Source organism: Sphingobium sp. EP60837 (assembly GCF_001658005.1).
GTDB classification, from domain to species: domain Bacteria; phylum Pseudomonadota; class Alphaproteobacteria; order Sphingomonadales; family Sphingomonadaceae; genus Sphingobium; species Sphingobium tyrosinilyticum.
In genome coordinates this window covers 68,377-85,152 of record NZ_CP015987.1, presented here as the reverse complement: position 1 = coordinate 85,152, position 16,776 = coordinate 68,377, and the positions used below count along the sequence as shown (strand labels likewise).

Annotated in this window: 12 protein-coding genes; 10 read left to right on the top strand and 2 right to left on the bottom strand. The window is 60.7% G+C overall.

What is annotated here, in order from left to right; translation table 11 throughout:
* The first annotated feature begins 17 nt into the window (after positions 1–17).
* Positions 18–1,535 carry a GH39 family glycosyl hydrolase gene (locus tag EP837_RS13545; RefSeq protein ID WP_066529636.1) on the top strand — a complete coding sequence of 506 codons (1,518 nt, stop codon included), beginning with the start codon at positions 18–20 and terminating at the stop codon, positions 1,533–1,535.
* Positions 1,536–1,618: 83 nt separating this feature from the next.
* Positions 1,619–2,308 (top strand): TetR/AcrR family transcriptional regulator, encoded by a 690-nt coding sequence (locus tag EP837_RS13540; RefSeq protein WP_066529634.1) that lies wholly within the window; start codon positions 1,619–1,621, stop codon positions 2,306–2,308.
* A 62-nt stretch (positions 2,309–2,370) separates the two neighbouring features.
* Here the strand turns inward: EP837_RS13540 and EP837_RS13535 are convergent, their stop codons facing one another.
* Positions 2,371–2,655, bottom strand: coding sequence for a hypothetical protein (locus tag EP837_RS13535; protein ID WP_066529632.1), 285 nt, complete (start codon positions 2,653–2,655; stop codon positions 2,371–2,373).
* A 133-nt stretch (positions 2,656–2,788) separates the two neighbouring features.
* Between EP837_RS13535 and EP837_RS13530 the strand changes: the two genes are divergently transcribed.
* The 6 genes from EP837_RS13530 (at position 2,789) to EP837_RS13510 (ending at position 13,216) form a co-directional block, all read left to right on the top strand.
* Positions 2,789–3,727, top strand: a complete 939-nt coding sequence (locus EP837_RS13530) for a ThuA domain-containing protein (RefSeq protein ID WP_066531553.1) — start codon at positions 2,789–2,791, stop codon at positions 3,725–3,727.
* A 46-nt stretch (positions 3,728–3,773) separates the two neighbouring features.
* The gene (locus tag EP837_RS13525) at positions 3,774–6,032 is read left to right on the top strand and encodes a glycoside hydrolase family 3 N-terminal domain-containing protein (protein ID WP_066529628.1); all 2,259 of its coding nucleotides are present in this window, start codon (positions 3,774–3,776) and stop codon (positions 6,030–6,032) included.
* A gap of 77 nt (positions 6,033–6,109) precedes the next feature.
* Positions 6,110–7,408: an acetylxylan esterase gene (locus EP837_RS13520; RefSeq protein ID WP_197486385.1), complete on the top strand. Its 1,299-nt coding sequence runs from the start codon at positions 6,110–6,112 to the stop codon at positions 7,406–7,408.
* A 409-nt stretch (positions 7,409–7,817) separates the two neighbouring features.
* On the top strand, positions 7,818–9,422 hold the full coding sequence (locus EP837_RS13515) for a DUF5597 domain-containing protein (RefSeq protein ID WP_225870644.1): 1,605 nt from the start codon (positions 7,818–7,820) through the stop codon (positions 9,420–9,422).
* A gap of 540 nt (positions 9,423–9,962) precedes the next feature.
* Positions 9,963–10,217: a GH39 family glycosyl hydrolase gene (locus EP837_RS21030; protein WP_156518587.1), complete on the top strand. Its 255-nt coding sequence runs from the start codon at positions 9,963–9,965 to the stop codon at positions 10,215–10,217.
* 131 nt (positions 10,218–10,348) lie between these two features.
* Complete coding sequence (locus tag EP837_RS13510; RefSeq protein WP_066529624.1) at positions 10,349–13,216, top strand: glycosyl hydrolase; 2,868 nt, start codon at positions 10,349–10,351, stop codon at positions 13,214–13,216.
* A 62-nt stretch (positions 13,217–13,278) separates the two neighbouring features.
* On the opposite strand, the gene EP837_RS13505 is transcribed toward EP837_RS13510, so the two are convergent.
* Positions 13,279–13,701: a TetR family transcriptional regulator gene (locus tag EP837_RS13505; protein WP_066529623.1), complete on the bottom strand. Its 423-nt coding sequence runs from the start codon at positions 13,699–13,701 to the stop codon at positions 13,279–13,281.
* 1,396 nt (positions 13,702–15,097) lie between these two features.
* Between EP837_RS13505 and EP837_RS13500 the strand changes: the two genes are divergently transcribed.
* Together EP837_RS13500 and EP837_RS13495 are read left to right on the top strand one after the other, a co-directional pair.
* Positions 15,098–15,604 (top strand): DUF736 domain-containing protein, encoded by a 507-nt coding sequence (locus EP837_RS13500; protein ID WP_066529619.1) that lies wholly within the window; start codon positions 15,098–15,100, stop codon positions 15,602–15,604.
* An 81-nt stretch (positions 15,605–15,685) separates the two neighbouring features.
* Positions 15,686–16,699: a DUF2493 domain-containing protein gene (locus EP837_RS13495; protein WP_066529615.1), complete on the top strand. Its 1,014-nt coding sequence runs from the start codon at positions 15,686–15,688 to the stop codon at positions 16,697–16,699.
* Positions 16,700–16,776 lie beyond the last annotated feature (77 nt).

Genomic DNA, 16,776 nt, shown 5'->3' with positions numbered 1-16,776 from the left:
CCAAAGGAGTACAGATCATGTGGGATCGCCGCGAAATCATCGGTGCCGGAGCAGCAGCCTTGGCTGCTTCCGCTCTTGCGAAGCCTGCCTTTGGCCAGACCGCCACTGAACATGTGGAGATTGACCTGCGCCGCGAGACGGGCGCACTGGACCACATCTGGTCGCGTTGCGCCGGGTCGGATCGGGCGTCCGCCACGATGCGCGAGAGCTGGCGGCATGATCTAGAGCGGTTCCGTGCCGAGACGGGGCTGGAACGCGTGCGGTTCCACGGCATTTTCAACGATGATCTTGGCGTTTGGCCCGGTGGCATGAACGGCAAGGACCCAAACTTCCAGAATGTCGATGATGTGTATGACGGCGTGCTGGCGAGAGGGGTGCAACCCTTTGTCGAACTGAGCTTCATGCCCAAGAAGCTGGCCAGCGGGAACACAAAGCTCAACTTCACCTATAACGCTAATATTACTCCGCCTGCCTCGCCGGAGGCCTGGGGTGATTTTATCGGCGTTTTCGTCCGTCACCTCGTCGACCGCTATGGTCTTGGTGCCGTACGCCAATGGTATTTCGAGGTCTGGAATGAGCCGAACCTGACCTGGTTCTTCAGTGGAACCCAGGCCGACTATTTTGCAATGTACAAGGCTGCGGCGCGCGCAATTAAAGCGGTGGATCCAAAGCTGCGCGTTGGAGGCCCTTCCACCGCCGCAGCGCAATGGATGCCGGAGTTCCTGGGCTTTTGCGCTCAGGAAAATTTGCCCGTCGACTTCGTATCGACGCATATCTATGCCGGTGACGACCAGAAGGAGCTGTTCGGTCAGGCGAATTTATATCCCCACAAGGATGTGATCCCCGCAGCCATGGCCAAGGTACGGAGCCAGATCGACGCGACGCGGTATAAGGGCGCCGAGCTGTGGCTATCGGAATGGTCGTCCGACAGCCCCGCAATGATCGCCCATGTCATCAACAATTGCCTGCCCTACTGCCATGCCATGTCGCAATGGTGCATCAGCAATGTGTTTGAGGAGATCAACTTCCCGAATTTCATCCTCAAGGAAGGCGATGGGGGCTGGGGCATGATTGCCCAGCGCGGCATCCCGCGCCCGTCGTTCAACACCTATAAGTTGCTGCACCGGCTCGGGCCGCGCCGGCTGGCAGCCACCGGCCCAGCTCTTGCCAGCAAGACCAGGACCGGCGCAGCCGCACTAATATGGAACCTGGCCGAAGTGAAGCAGCCTTCGGGGATACCAGGCATGAGCAAGGAGCGGATCGTTACGGGAGAACGCAAAAAGATCGAGGTCAAACTGACAGGCGCTGCTCCAGGAAAGAGCGTGCGCGTTAGCTATGTCGATCAGGAACGGGGCTCGCCCCTCCCCAAATGGCGGGAATTAGGTTCGCCGCAATATCCCAATAAGGATCAGATTGAGCAGATCCGCCGCGCTGCCGAACTCGCGCCACCGGAAACGCGCCGGTTAAATGATCAGCGTGTCTTGACGCTGGACCTGCCGCCAGAAGGCGTCGCACTTGTTGAAATATCCGAATGACCGGCGCCGGAATTGGCGTGTTCGGGCGGCTTGCAGCTCAGACGATATATCCATAAGTGAGACATGCCTAACGAAGACGGGACATGTGGGTGAAGGAAGCCAAGAAGCGCGGTTCGCGGGTTGACGCAAAACCTGAACCTAAAGCGACGCGGGTTCGGCGCATGGGCCGGCCACCGAGCAAAAGGGCGGGCGAGATAGAGGAAGCCATTCTATCGGCCGCGAAGGAACTGTTCCTGTCGCTCGGTTATGAAGCGACTTCGATGGAAGCGGTGGCGCAGGCGGCTGGTGTCTCCAAACGAACCCTCTATATCCGTCACTCGACCAAAGAAGCGCTGATAAAGTCAGTCGTGGAAGATCGCGTCCGCAACTGGTCCAATGAAGCAAGTGCCCGAAACAGTGACGTGCCGGAGAAATTTCCGGACAGCCTGAAGCGTCACGCGCAGACCTTTGTCCACATGCTCGCTAACCCTGAAGTTCGGCAGTTCGACCGGTTAATCATGACGACTGCGCAGCGCTTCCCTGAAATCGCTGAAACTTTTTACAACGTAGGCTACAATTACGAGCTCGGTTTCCTCACCAACGAAATCATCAGAGGAACTCAGGACGATGCGGTGCCTCCTAAGGAGCCCAGACGCGTGGCGCTGCAGTTGTTGAGCATGATCCAGGGTTGGCGCAGGACCGAGGAAACGGTGCGCACGATCAGCCCTGAGGAGGCGGCGGAATTTGCGTCCCAGGCGGTAGATGTGCTGTTGCGCGGCAGAGACAGTTGGTAGAGGCGCAGGCGCGCCTGACGCGGCTGGCCGGAGCATATGATAGCCGGCCAGCCGCCTGAAGCTTACTTGGCCTTCAGTTTGGCGAGGTCCGCGTCAACCTCGGCAAGCACCTTGTCGGTGATCTGATCGGGCGAATATTGCTGAATGTCCTTCAGTGTCATCGAACGAGCCATATCGACCTGATCGTTGGTGGTCATGCCGGGAACGTGCTTTTCCAGAACGGCTTTTGCTGCCGGATCGTCAAGCAGGGCGCCGATTTCCGTCGTCGAGCTCGAATAGGTCGCCTGAGCAAAAGCGGGCAGGGGCGCCATCGCGAAAACCGCCGCTGCCAGGATCAATTTCTTCATCTTCTTCTCTCCATCAATGAGTGGCAAACTCTCTAGCAGGATCTCGTATAAATGCAACGAGGCTGTTTACTTCTCTCGTCATAAGGGGCTATACCTTGCCAGCTGCTGAACAACGTTGACCAAGGGTGAGGTGATGAAGGCAATCGCGAAGAGGAAGGTGCTCCGCGTCCTGGCTGTGCTCGCGGCGGCCCTGATCCTCACTCTGGTCGGCCTTTCCATAATGTTCATGATGGCTGTGGGACCTGGTAATTTCGGCCGGTTGGTGCTGGGCATCGGCAGCAGCTATGATGAGACGCCGCCTCCCATACCTGCTCGGCTGCATGGCCCTGCCATTCTCATCTTTTCCAAGACGAATGGATTTCGCGACGACGCGCAGATCGTTGCGGCCAACCGCGCGTTGGAGCAAATCGCGCGTCAGCACGGCTGGGACAGCTACACGACCGAGAATGCCGCCATTTTCAACCCGGCCCAGCTTGGCCGCTTTAAAGCCGTAATATGGAATAGCGTGAGCGGCGATGTGCTGACCGAGGAACAGCGTGACGCGTTCCGCAAGTGGCTGGAAAAGGGTGGTGGCTTTGTCGGGCTGCACGGAGCGGGCGGCGATCCGCAATATGCCTGGCGATGGTATGTGGATGACCTGATCGGAACCCAGTTCATAGGCCATATCATGGATCCGCAATTCCAGATGGCGACGCTCAACGTCGAGGATCGGGACCACCCCGCGACCCGTCATATGGGCCGGACATGGCGCCGCTCCGACGAATGGTATTCCTTCGCGACGAACCCCCGCGACAAGGGCTACCACATTCTTGTGACGATCGATGAGGGGACTTACCGCCCCGAGGAAAAGCTGCTGCCTTTCACAAAGCCTAAGAACATCCGCATGGGCCCCGATCATCCAATGGTTTGGACACATTGCGTGAAGGATGGGCGTGCATTTTATTCCGCGCTGGGGCACGCAGCCTCCACTTACCAGGAGCCGCAGCACCGTGAAATGATTGCCGGGGCGATCAGCTGGGCAGCCGGGCTGCAAGGGCCCCGTTGCGCAAGCGGCAAGGAATTTACCTCATAACCAGCGGTTTACAGACCGCGTGTCTTTTTACTGGAGTTGCCCAAGAATGTTGCGCGAAACCAATTTCAGTCGCAGGTCTGTCCTGATCAGCTCCGCCTGCCTGTTCGCATGGCAGGCCTCGGGCATTCCGGCGGCGATGGCCGCTGTTCGCCGTCCGCTCTCCAGCCGGGTCAAGTCGTTGATCGCGCAGATGACGATCGAAGAAAAGGCGGGGCAGCTCACGCTCATGCCGACACCTTGGACGTCGGCCGCAGCGGCCAAGATCAATCCGGAGGCGGCCTTGCGCAACGTCGAGAATTTGACGGGCGACGCGCAGGCCGGGCGGCTGGGCGGCGTGTTCAACGGTTTCGGAGTGGAAGCGCATCGCAAGCTTCAGACGGCAGCGATGAAGGGGCGGCTTGGAATTCCCATGATCTTCGCGGGCGATGTGATCCACGGGTACCGCACGGTTTTTCCGGTGCCCCTTGGCGAAGCGGCAAGCTTCGACCCGGACCTTGCCGAGCGCACCGCCCGTGCGGCGGCAGTGGAAATGGCGGCGACCGGTATCGATTGGGTCTTCGCGCCGATGGTGGACATAGGGCGCGACGCACGCTGGGGCCGGACGGTCGAAGGCGCGGGCGAGGATGTGCTGCTGTCACGCGACATGGCTCGCGCGCGGACCCGGGGTTTTCAGGGCCGGTCTCTTGCCGATGACGCTTCGGTCGCCGCCTGCATGAAGCATTTTGTGGCTTATGGCGCGGCGGAAAGCGGGGTGGACTATAACACGGCGGACATTTCGGAACGCACGCTACGCGAAGTCTATCTGCCGCCGTTCCAGGCTGCCGTGGATGCAGGTTGCGCCACCGTCATGGCCGCGTTCGAGGATATTGCGGGTCGTCCAATCCATGGCGGCCGTGAGTTCCTGACCGACATATTGCGCGGTGAGATGGGCTTCGACGGACTGGTCGTCGGCGACTATAATGGCGATGTGGAAATCGCAGCGCGCGGCCTTGCGGCCGACGCGCGCGACGCGGCACGGATCGCCATCATGGCAGGGCTCGACATGAGCATGGCGAGTGGCATCTACCGCGATCATCTGCCTTCGCTGGTACAGGCGGGGGAAGTACCGATGGAGCGCGTGGACGAGGCGGTCGGCCGCGTCCTCGCGCTCAAGGAAAGCCTTGGTCTGTTCGAAGATCCTTTCCGCCGCATGGACCTCAAGCGCCAGCAGACGCGCATGCGCACGAAGCCGGCGCTCTCGCTCGCACGTGAGGCGGCTCAGCGCTCGATCGTCATGCTCAAGAATGACGGCGACCTGTTGCCTTTGCCGCGCAAGGGCAAGCGCATCGCGATCATCGGTCCCTTCGCTGAAGGACCCAGCAATCTCCACGGTCCTTGGACACTCTTCGCCGACAACAAGGAAGCGGTTGATCTGGCCAGCGGCGCGCGGTCTGCGGTCAGCGACCCTTCGCTCGTTACCGTGGTGAAGGGTAGCGAGATTACGGCGCCGATTGACGGCGGGATCGATGCAGCCGTGGCGGCCGCCCGCGCGGCGGATATCATTATCCTTGCGGTGGGCGAGCGCGAGGCGATGTCGGGCGAGGGCGCCTCGCGTGATCTGATCGTGGTCCCCTCCCCACAACAGGCGCTGGCCGAGGCAGTGGCCGCGACGGGTAAGCCAATGGTCGTCGCCCTGCGCAACGGCCGCGCACTCGCGCTGGAAGGCGCGATCCTTAATGCCCCGGCAATACTGGTCACCTGGTTCCTGGGTTCGGAAATGGGCAATGCCGTCGCCGATATCCTATTCGGAGTTACAGGCCCATCGGGGCGCCTCCCCGTCAGCTTTCCCATTTCAGCCGGACAGGTGCCTTATTATTATGCGCATCGCCGGCCGGGTCGACCCACCAACGCACGATATATTACATCCAAATATGAGGCGCGGTTTCCATTCGGTCATGGGATGACCTATGGGAAAATCGGTTATGCCGATCTGGTCCTGTCGTCCAAGCAGATCCCGAAAGATGGCCGCTTACGCGTGAGCGTCACGGTCAAGAACGACGGCAAATATGCTGCCAAGGAATTGGTCCAGCTATATGTCCAGGACGTGGTGGCAAGCGTCACCCAGCCGATCCGGGAGTTGAAGGCCTATCAGCATGTCGATCTGGCACCAGGGCGCTCGCAGCAGGTCACATTTGACCTCGCGATTACTGATCTTGCCTTCCTTGGTGTTGATCTGAAGCCCGTCATCGAAGGGGGCAAGTTCAAGCTGTGGATCGCGCCTTCCGCCGAAGATGCCGGTCTCGCCGGAGAGTTCGAGGTTTCCTGATCCTGCTCTAAATCAGGTCATTACATTGCAGGCCGTAAAGGGGCAAAATGATGTTGCGCGTCATCACAATGGCCGTCTTGGCCGTCTGCCTGTCCACTGCGGGCAGTGCCCAAGAGGCGACACAGGCTACAGCGGAGGCGCTGAAGGTAACGCCGGATCACGCAACGGGCGTGTATGCTGTGCGAGAGCCTGTTGGGTGGACGTTCGCCGCGTCCGGTAGCGCGGCGCGCCGTTACACCTATGCGGTGCGTGAAAACAACAAGCGCGAGCTGCTCAGTGGTGAGTTGGATCTTTCGTCGGGCGAGGGGAGGATCACAACAGAATTGAACCATCCCGGCATGCTGCTCGTGCGCCTCACCCCAACACTGCCGACCCCCCTTTTGAGCACGGCTGTGCGCAATAAACTGACCATTGGAGCGGCCGTTGCGCCCGAGCGGATACGTCCCGGTGAAGCTGAACCGGAAGACTTTGATGCATTTTGGTCGCGCAAATTAAAGGCGCAGGCCGCAGTGCCCCTGAACGCTACTGAGACACCAGTGGAGGCGACCACAGCCGGGATCGAGATGTCCAGCGTCACATTCGATGCCCTGGGGTCCAAGGCACACGGCTATCTCGCCAAACCGAGCGGACCGGGGAAGTATCCTGCCCTCATCATATTCCAATATGCCGGCGTCTATAAGCTGCCGAAAAGCGAATCCGCCAAGCGAGCCAAGGAGGGTTGGCTGGTGCTGAACATCCAGGCGCATGACATGGCGCCCGATGAAGCGACGGCTCCTTCCGACTATTTTCTTAGGGGCAATCGTAGCCGGGAAACATCCTACTTCCTCGGCATGTATCTGCGCGCGAGCAGGGCGGTGGATTATCTCCGCTCCCGCCCGGAATGGGATGGCCGTACAATCGTGGTGACGGGGGCTAGCCAAGGGGGGCAACAGAGCTTCGCCGCAGCTGGCTTGAACCCTGGCAAGATCACCGCGGTGGTGGTGATCGTTCCCGCGGGAGCGGACATAACCGGCGATCGCTATGGTCGTCGCCAGGGTTATCCGAGTTGGACAAGCACCGACCCCGCCGTGGTGCAAACCGGCCGATATTTCGACATCATCAACTTCGCGCCACGCATCAGGGCTCCCACGGTCGCGGCGGTGGGGCTAGCCGATATCGTCGCGCCCCCAGCTGGAATTGTTACCGCTGTCAATCGCATAAAGGCGCCAAAGGAGGCCGTGCTGATGGTCGAAGCCGATCACACGCTCAATCACATCAACGGAAACAGACGCGTCGATGAGGCTCTAGCAGAACTTCGTCGGATGGGCCGTCTGACCATTAAGAAGTCTTGGGGCGGAACGGCAAAAGTAAAGGTTGATGCAACGCCTCATCGCTAGGTGTTCTAGTCTATTCTGCTTCCAAGATCAGCGAGCGGCGGCAGTCGACAAGCTATGACTGTGGGTGCCCCGGGCCGCTGAGCCGGCCTCGGCAATAGGACGCGTCTGCCTACATGCAGGGGATCGGCATGCCCCGCGCTCCTTCACGCTTCAACTTTTGCCATCTCAAGAGAAGCACAGGCAAGTTGCGGCGTCACTTGACCAGGCGGATTCGATATCTGCTGCGAACAAAGGACTCCTGGTCCTTGCGCGGGCCTCGCGACAAACGGCAGTGATGCCAGATGAAAATGGCCCGTAAGCGAGATGCCTGACAAGTGAGCGGCCAAGCGGACGCACCCGAACAATGAAACGAGGCTGTTTACTTTGTCGAGAATATAGGTATAGCGGTCGGCAGTTGACAGGAGATCATGTGCACCACTCTATTTCCTTTCCGGCGCTCCTGCTCTCGTGCGCTGTTCTGGCAGGGCACGCCCTGGCGGGTGAGTTACCACGCCTTCGCACGGAAGATGGGCGGCATGCATTCCTGGTGGACGGCAAGCCCTATCTGATGCTGGGCGCACAGGTGCATAATTCGAGCAATTACCCCTCAGCACTTCCTGAGGTGTGGCCGGTGATGAAGGCGTTGAACGCCAACACGATCGAAGTGCCTGTCGCGTGGGAGCAGTTTGAGCCTATAGAGGGCAGATTCGACTATAGCTGGGTGGACACGCTGCTGGCCCAGGCGCGCAAAAATGACATGCGTGTCGTGCTGCTTTGGTTTGGGAGCTGGAAGAACGGCGAGTCAACCTACACGCCGGAATGGGTGAAGGCCGATACGAAGCGCTTCCCCCGTCTGCATAAGAGGGACGGCCGCCCCACAAACACGCTTTCCCCACTGGGCGAAGCGACGCTCGCTGCCGATCGGAAGGCTTTTGTGGCCCTGATGCGGCATTTGCGCGAAGCCGATCGCCAGCACACGGTCATCATGGTCCAGGTTGAAAATGAGATCGGGAGCCATGGCGTTGCTCGGGACTATTCTCCTGCAGCCGAGCAGCTATTTGCCCAGTCAGTGCCCGAAGACATCCGCCGCGCGTCGGGAAAGCAGGCCGGGACGTGGGCGGAGGCGTTCGGTAAGGAAGCAGACCAGGCATTTGCCGCGTGGACCTATGCGCGGTTCGTGCAAGAAGTGGCTGCCGCCGGCAAGGCAGAGAAGAACTTGCCCCTCTATACTAACGCTGCGGTCTTCGATGCGACGGGCACGGCCATGGCCTCTTCGGTCGCGAGCGGTGGTCCCAATTGGAACGTGCTGCCAATCTGGAAGACTGCCGCGCCTGCGCTCGACCTCATTGGTCCTGACCTCTACCTGCCGCTCGAAAAAACCTATCTGGGCCTGCTCGATCGCTACGCCCGGTCGGACAATGCGCTGTTTGTCCCCGAGACGAGCAACGCGGTCTGGGCTGCTCGTTTCTTTTGGGCGGCGCTGGGGCGGGGGGCTATCGGCTGGGCGCCTTTTGGCATGGATGGCACCAACTACTCCAACTACCCGCTCGGTACGAGAAAGTTGGACGCCGCCGCAATCGAGGCATTTGCCGCCCCTTACCGCCTATTCCGGCCGATCGCGGGCGACTGGGCCGCGATCGCCAGCAAGCATCCGACCTGGGGCACCGCCAAAAACAGCGCGGGAGAAGACTCAACGTCCATGGGCAGCTGGAAGATCTCCGTCGCCTATGGCCGCAACAGCTTCGACATCCCCTGGCCCAACCAGGAGTCGCCGCCATGGGCGAAGGAGCCCGTTGGGGGTGGTGTTGTTGCCCAACTGGGACCTAATGAATTCCTGGTCGCCGGACAGTATAGCCGCTTCAAATTCACGCCCATCGATCCGGCCGCGAACGGACAGATCATGAGCGCGGAAGAGGGGACGTTCATCAATGGCCGTTGGCAAGCCAGCCGTCGCTGGAATGGTGATCAAATCTCCTATGGCTTCAACTTCAACGAGCAGCCTGCGCTGCTTCGGGTGAAGCTCTCGACCTACTGAATGGGTCCTTGTCACAGGTCCTGGACCCGCCTTGGCGGTGCACAAAGTAGCGCCAAAATGCAGCCCGCTTTCTAACAACAAGAAAATAGATTTCCAAATTCGAGGGGGCCAGCGCAACATGGCAAATAGAGTCTGCAAAATGATTCCGGGTCGCGATGCCACCGCCAGGCCGAATATGGTCCGGTTTGCCTGCCTGATTGTCGCTGGCGCGATATTCTCATCCACCCATCCGTTGCAAGCAGCTGGTGCTGATCGATTTGCGACCTATGCGAACCCGGTCGATCTACCCTATCGCTATCAGGTGCTTCGCCGTTTCGCCCGCTTCAGCCGCGACCGAAAGAGGCGTTCCGGGAAGCGGCAGATCCCACCATTGTCTTGTTCAAGGGCCGCTACTGGCTCTTTGCTTCGCACTCGAGCGGCTACTGGCACTCGACGGACCTTTTGCGATGGGAGTTTGTCCAGCCCACCGGATATCCGGCTGACAAATTCGGCCATTGACGGCAAGCTGTATCTCGCCACCAGCGAGGACACCCGGCACATTTGGGTGACGGAGGATCCGATGAGCGGGAACTGGCGTGTGGCCGCCTACAGGTCACCTATGTCGATCAGGAGCGCGGCTCCCCTTATCCTGCATGGCGGGCCATGGGGTCTCCGCAATATCCCACACGAGAGCAAATGGACATCATCCGCAAATCTGCAGAGTTGGCTGCGCCTGAACTGCGAACGCTCAATGGTCGTGGCGAAATCACCCTGGATCTACCTGCAGAGGGCGTAGCGCTGATCGAGGCTGTGTGATCCTGGGAGGGATAATCATTCGGCTACATCAGTGATCGCGCCGAATGAGGGCGGCCGCGGATGTCTGCTGTACGTGATAGAGTTTTGCACCTGAAGTGTCCCGAGCACATCGTTGAGAAAGAGATCAGATCATGTTCGCCAAGAGGAAAACGGCAAAGCTTCTGGCAGCCACCGCAATGGCTTTGTCCGTTCTGAACGTGCAGGCTTGGGCGCAGTCCTTGTCGGAGGCGTTCAAGTCGCCATCGATGGAGGCTAAGCCCCGCCTGCGTTGGTGGTGGCCGGGGGACGCTGTCACTGATGGGGAATTGCGACGCGAGGTCCAACTGATGGCACAAATGGGCTTCGGCGGCGCCGAGGTGCAATCTTTTTCACCGAATTTCGTGACGTTGACGCCGGAGGAGCGGGCGGTGGTCAACGACTATGCCGAACCCAGCTTCTTCGCGCACCTGCGCGCGGCGGCGGATGCCGCGAAGAGCGCCGGTCTCAGTCTCGACTATACCTTGGGGTCTGCCTGGCCGTCCGGCGGCGGCGAAGCAATTCCGCCGGAAAAGGCGTTCACGGAATTGGCCATGGCGCGTACCGCGGTGAAGGGCGGCACGTCCGGCCCGATCAAGGTCGAACTGCCCAAGCGGACCAAGAGGCTGGGCGCCCTCAACTTTTTCGATCCGCGTACAAAAGATCCCAAATATGCGGATTGGGGTAAGCGGTTGGATGCCCGCGCCCGTACCGTCGCGGTGGTTGCGATGAAGGGCAGCGCGCCTGACCTGAAGAAGCGCAGCGGCATGAACGGGATGACCATTTCTCCCTGGAGTGATGTGCTGACCTCCGGCACGCTCGATCCAGCCAGCCGCATTGTCCTGACCGACAAGCTGCGGGAGGACGGCACGCTCGATTGGACGCCGCCGGCTGGTGAGTGGCAGGTCTTCGTATTTCGGCAATTTGCTTCCGATGTCGGTGTGCTGGGAGCGGCCGGACGGGGACCGCAACTGATCCTGGATCACACGGATCCTTCAGCATTTGCAGCACATGCTGCGCGCGCCGGCGATCCGCTGGGCAAGAACCCGCCGGGCGTCCGCTCGACCTTCGTCGATTCCCTTGAGCTGATGCAGGATATTCAGTGGGGGCCAAAACTGCTCGAGGAATTCAGGAAGCGGCGCGGATATGATCTGACGCCTTATCTTCCCTTTGTGCTCCAGCCGGGATGGATGCAGGCATGGGACGAACATTATTCGTCGCCCTATTTCGAAGCCGCGAACAGCGACCTGGCAGAGCGTGTCAGGGCGGATTATCGCCGTACCGTGTCTGACATGATGATTGAGGGCTTCATTGAACCCTTCGTCGCGTGGAACCATGCCCATGGCCTGAAGGCCAAGTTCCAGGCGCATGGCGGCGCATTCGATACCATTCGCGGCTATGGGCTTGCCGACATACCGGAAACCGAGGATCTTGTTCACAGCGGTGATCCGCTATTCATGCGCCTCGCCCGTTCTGCCGCCAATCTCTATGGACACCACATCATCTCGGCCGAAAGCCTCGTATGGCCCGACCGGGCCTATAACGTCACGCCGGCCGATATGCGGCGGCGCATCGACCTCATCATGGCCGGCGGGGTCAACAGCATGATCCTGCACGGAATGAACTACCGTTTCCACGCCGAGGATTGGCCGGGCTGGCACGCCTTCCAGCCGAGCCCCTTCTCTCTGGGCTTTAGCGGACCCATCAATGAGACGAACCCCGTCTGGCGAGCCATGAAGCCGCTTGCCGCCTATATGGGCCGGTTGCAGGCCGTCATGCAGGCGGGAAAGTCTGTCGTTCCCGTCGCCTGGTTCTATGGCCGCTACGGCTACTATATCGGTATCGAGGATAGGGGCGCGGGCAAGCAGGCCGGCGAGAAGGCGTTCCTTGCCGCCGGATATGATTTCGACCGGATCAATCCTGACTCCATAGCGCAGGCGAGGGTCGAGGGCCGCCGTCTTATCTCAAAGGGCGGGCACGAATATGGCGTGCTCGTGCTGCCGCCGATCGAGGGCATCCGGGCCGACACGATGGAAGCGATAGCAGGCTTTGCCAAGGCGGGCCTGCCCGTCTTCTTCACCGATCACGCACCCCGCCGCGATGAAGGACTGGCCGACGCGAAGGCGCGCGACGCCCGCGTGAAGAAAGCTGTGGCTGCTGCGATGAAGGCGGGCGCCAAGATCGTGCCTGCAGTGGAGCTGCCAGAGGCGATCCGCGCAGCAGGCGTCGCAGGCAATCTGCGTTTCGAGGGCGATGCTTCTGATATTGTTTTCGTTCAGCGCATTGTGGATGGGCAGCCGGTCACCTTCATTCACAATCGGGCTGATGCCGCGCGGAGTCTGACGGTGTCCCTACCGGGTGTGGGCGGCGTCACGCGCTGGAACGCAATGGACGGTAGCGTAAATCCTGTCACCGCCAGTGCTGCGGCGGACATGACCCAGGTGCCTCTGTCGCTTTCCGCTGGCGAGAGCGTGCTTCTCGTTCTTGATCCCAGAACCCGTCCGCAGTCCGTCGCGGCCTCGGAGGTAGTGGGATCGGCAGCCTTGCCCGCCGAAGGCTGGGCACTGTCGGTGTCCGGTCATGTGGCCCGCAAGCCCTATGCTCATGATTTCGGCAAGGTCGCGCTGCAGGACTGGAGCAAGGTGTCGGAGCTGGCGGGCTTCTCCGGGGAAGCCATCTACAGTCGTTCGATCAGCGTCGATTCATCGTGGCTCAAGCCAGGTACGCGCGTCAGTCTCGATCTGGGCCAGGTGTATGACATGGCGACAGTGACGATCAACGGCCGCACTTTACCTCCGGTCATCGCGGCGCCGTTCCGCATCGATGTCACGGATGCGCTGCGACCAGGTCCGAACATGCTTAAGGTATCTGTGGAGAATGTGCCGCAGAACGGCATGATCGATCCGGGCAATCCCGCGCTCAAAAAGTTGAAACCGGTCGCGGCGGGATGGGCTGCCGCAGGGCGGCTGGAGGCGAGCCGGTGATCACAGGCGCGAGCGGGGTCCCCCGCTCGCAAGCTCCTATTGGCGCCGGCTGCCGCTCCGCATCACCAGAGATCGCGGTCGAGGAGCATGAGATCGACCACCTTCCTCCGATACGCTTCGGCGGTCAGAATATGTTCAGCCACGGCTTCCGGTTGCGAAGTGCCGTCCCGTTGCGCGGCGGCTCGGATGTCTTGCGCCAGCAGCCGAAGCGCATTCAAATAACCGAGTTCATGCATCAGTGGTGCAAGGTCGGGAAATCGACGGCGGTTCAGAAGGATCAGCGCATGAAGGCCGCCGAACAGCGGATCGACGAGCAGCGAAGCCATGTCCGCCACGCGCAGGCACAGAACCTCGCCTATGTCTTTGACGTCGCCCGTCGACTGAACGGAACAGGTCGGATTTCGTCGGAAACGGCTGTAAAGCGTTGTACGGGCGAGGCCGGTTTCTGAGGCGATCTTCTCCATCGATACGCCGTCGTAAGCCATCGGTCAGAAACATGCATCTCGCCGTCGCAAGGATCGCCTGCTCGATCAGGGCCATCTCTGTCGAACTAGGACGTCCCCTATTTAGAGTCAGTTTTGCAGGGCTGGTGCTTCGGCATGCCATCATCACCTTGTGATGCGGGATGGTCGAGATGGCAACGCCGTTGCCGGTGCGAAACCAGTGTTACTTCAGTCTGGCCAAAGCGGTGTGGATAGCCGATGCCTGAGCGGACGGGACTGGCCACACCTGCGCGAAAAATGGATTTGACGCTGCCACTCTAGGATGGCTTTCGAGGTCGGTCTGACAGGCGGGACACCAATGCCCACCCGCCAGATAAAGATTGGGCGACATCGAGAATGGATGGCCCAGACTGCATTCCCAATCCACGGGCGTGAACGGCTCCTCAAGAGCGTTTGCATCGGCTGGCCGGAACGCGATCGGGATTTGCTCCAATATTTAGGTCGAGCGGTCTATCGGTTGCAGATTGTATCTTCTCCGGAAGGCGGGCTGGGCGTTCCCTCGCCCGGCCCGACTGAGCACCGCTTTCGGCACATAGATCAAGCTTGCGCGTAATGCTCCCACTGCGTTTACCTGATCGCTGAACCGTGTACGGTCGAATCACTTCGATCACTGTCGCCATTAAATGTGCCCGCGGATTGAGAGCTTCTCGCTCCGTCGGTGCTACGCCCTGGGCCGAGCCGCACGGCGGCCCTGAGGCCCCTTTTTGCAGGGCACCGGACTCTATCTCCGCTCCGCTCCAACCAAGCCCTCTACGGGATCCTGGCTGCTGGTGTCGTGACGATCCCTCCCGCGAGGTTGGTGATAGGTCTGCTCCCTCCCGCTGACGTCATTGTCTGGTGCGCAACCTGCGCATTTCAGGCTCCGCCTATGGAATCGCGCTACGCGCGATGTGGTTCGTGGAGCCGGCGGACAAGCTATCACCCCCTTCGCCGCCCTCGCAGGTTCTGCGCGTTGCAGAACCGGTTTCGGCCACAACGAGTTGCGTCGGCGCCAAGCTCCGCCAGGCGAAAAGGGGCCGGCAGCGTTTGTCCGTTTCAGCGGCGGAGCCGGCCCCTTTTCACCAGGCTACGCTAAGCCCCTCCCGTGCCTGTTGTAGCCAAGAGCCCGGTCCTGCGCCTTCAGACCTGCGAGGGCGGCTCCGGGTGCGATGACTTGTAAGCCGGCCCACGCTCCCTCTCCTTCGATAAGGAACCGGCCGCGGGCGGCCGGTGCGTCATTTTGGCCGCTACGCGGCGGTCTTTGTGCGCGGGCTCACCAGGTGCGATGGGAAATCTGTCAAGAAATCAATGAGATGGAAGAAATTCAGGGAAGGGGCTAAGTTAAAAATGCGGACAGGGAAGAAAACCTAAGCCGCATTTTAGATGAAAGGATGAAATCATGAAGATCGGAAACTTCAAGTTTGATGAACGCATCAACGATATTGTCGGCAAGATCGCCACGCGGGAACTGCATTTCCCTTATCTCATCATGCGCAAGGTAACGGATCGACAGAGTGACGCCACTCCGCTCTATGAGGTCTTCGAGACGAACCGCGCAGGCGATGAAATCCAGATCGGCGCGGTCTGGGAACGCAAGATGAACCGCAGCGGCGATACGTTTCTCTCCGGGATGATCGATGATCCGAGCTTCCCCGAGCCGCTGTCGATCGCCCTTTTCGGCGATGAGCGCAATGGCTTCGATGTCCAGTGGCGGCGCGGCCGCGACCGGGACGCGCAAAGCGGCGGCCTTGGCGGACGGTCTGGCAGCGGCCAGCGCCAAGAAGCAGGCGCTGGCGGTCTTGGCAGACGGCAGGGTGGCGGCTTTGCGGACGGCAGCACCGCAGGGGCAGGCGGCGAATATACCGGCGGCCGGCGCAGTGACCTTGATGATGAGGTGCCGTTCTAAGGCGCTTTGCAAAACGGGCCGGGACGCGCCGCCACGCTCTCCCGGCCCTGAACGGTCATCCTCTCAGGAAGGAGCAACCTCATGAGCAAGCCAACCGCCTCCCGGAGCGTTAGCAGCTTTGGCGACCTGCCGGAATTTTATGCCGAACTCATCGCCACGCCTGATTTTCAGGCGTCCTTTGGCGATCCGATCCCGCTCACCATCATGGAACGCGGCGCGGAACCCGCCGAACTCGAGATGCCCGAACCCATCGCGGCGCAGGCCGAATGCGGCGGCATCATCGCATCGATTTTCGAACTCTTCACCGACACTCGCCTTGAAGCGCTGGCACCGGAAGTCGCATGGGGCATCGTGAATTCGCTGCACTTTGTGGCCGGAAAACTGGAGCGGCGCGAGGACCAGCTTGCCGACAACATCCGCGATATGGCGAGGCGGCTAGAGCCAGGGGAAGTCTTCATGAAGGAGCTAGAGGACACGCAGCTTGAATGCCAGTCTATAGCGGAACAGCGCGCCGCCATCGAGGCAATGCGAGACTATGCCGCCGCGATGTTCCGCACCTGCTCCGGCCGCCCATGGTCCCCGGCGCGCGGGTCCCGGGCCTCCCATGTCACGACCGCAAGCCAGATTTCTGCGCTCGACTTCCTGCGCGTCAGAGCGGAAAAGCGGCGCGAGCGCTATGAACCGCAAGGCCCGATCGTAGTCGTGTCGGGCCCGCAGAACTGGCATGACGGGCGCATCATATGGAACCGCCTCGACCAGATTAGGACGCGCATCCCCCGCATGGTGCTTGTCACGACCGGGCAGCGCTTGGGAGTGGATGCCGCCGCCTCCGCATGGGCTGCGCAAAGGGGCGTGCCATGCGTGACCTTCGGCATCTATGGGCGCGGAAAAGACGCAGGCTTCAAACGAAATCGCGACATTGCCGCGCTCATGCCGGTTGAGGCGATCCTGTGCGAAGGGTCAGGCATTCAGGCGAGTCTCTATGAATTGTTCAACCCGCAGAGGGGGCATCGCGTGCCGACACATGTCTTTTTGAAGAGCGAACAGGCACCGGACATTCCCTTCAAACGCAGGCGGCGCGTGATACCCGCCTAGACCCGACGACAGAAGAGAGAGGGACCGGCCCACCAATGCGCGCCGGTCCCTTTCTGGTGCCTGCGGCACAGTCCCAT

Bases quoted from the DNA above. Each gene is read 5' to 3' on its own strand.
- EP837_RS13545 (WP_066529636.1), top strand. From the start codon at position 18: ATGTGGGATCGCCGCGAAATCATCGGTGCCGGAGCAGCAGCCTTGGCT.
- EP837_RS13510 (WP_066529624.1), top strand. From the start codon at position 10,349: ATGTTCGCCAAGAGGAAAACGGCAAAGCTTCTGGCAGCCACCGCAATG.
- EP837_RS13525 (WP_066529628.1), top strand. From the start codon at position 3,774: ATGTTGCGCGAAACCAATTTCAGTCGCAGGTCTGTCCTGATCAGCTCC.
- EP837_RS13500 (WP_066529619.1), top strand. From the start codon at position 15,098: ATGAAGATCGGAAACTTCAAGTTTGATGAACGCATCAACGATATTGTC.
- EP837_RS13505 (WP_066529623.1), bottom strand. From the start codon at position 13,701: ATGGCTTACGACGGCGTATCGATGGAGAAGATCGCCTCAGAAACCGGC.
- EP837_RS13540 (WP_066529634.1), top strand. From the start codon at position 1,619: ATGTGGGTGAAGGAAGCCAAGAAGCGCGGTTCGCGGGTTGACGCAAAA.
- EP837_RS13530 (WP_066531553.1), top strand. From the start codon at position 2,789: ATGAAGGCAATCGCGAAGAGGAAGGTGCTCCGCGTCCTGGCTGTGCTC.
- EP837_RS13495 (WP_066529615.1), top strand. From the start codon at position 15,686: ATGAGCAAGCCAACCGCCTCCCGGAGCGTTAGCAGCTTTGGCGACCTG.
- EP837_RS13535 (WP_066529632.1), bottom strand. From the start codon at position 2,655: ATGAAGAAATTGATCCTGGCAGCGGCGGTTTTCGCGATGGCGCCCCTG.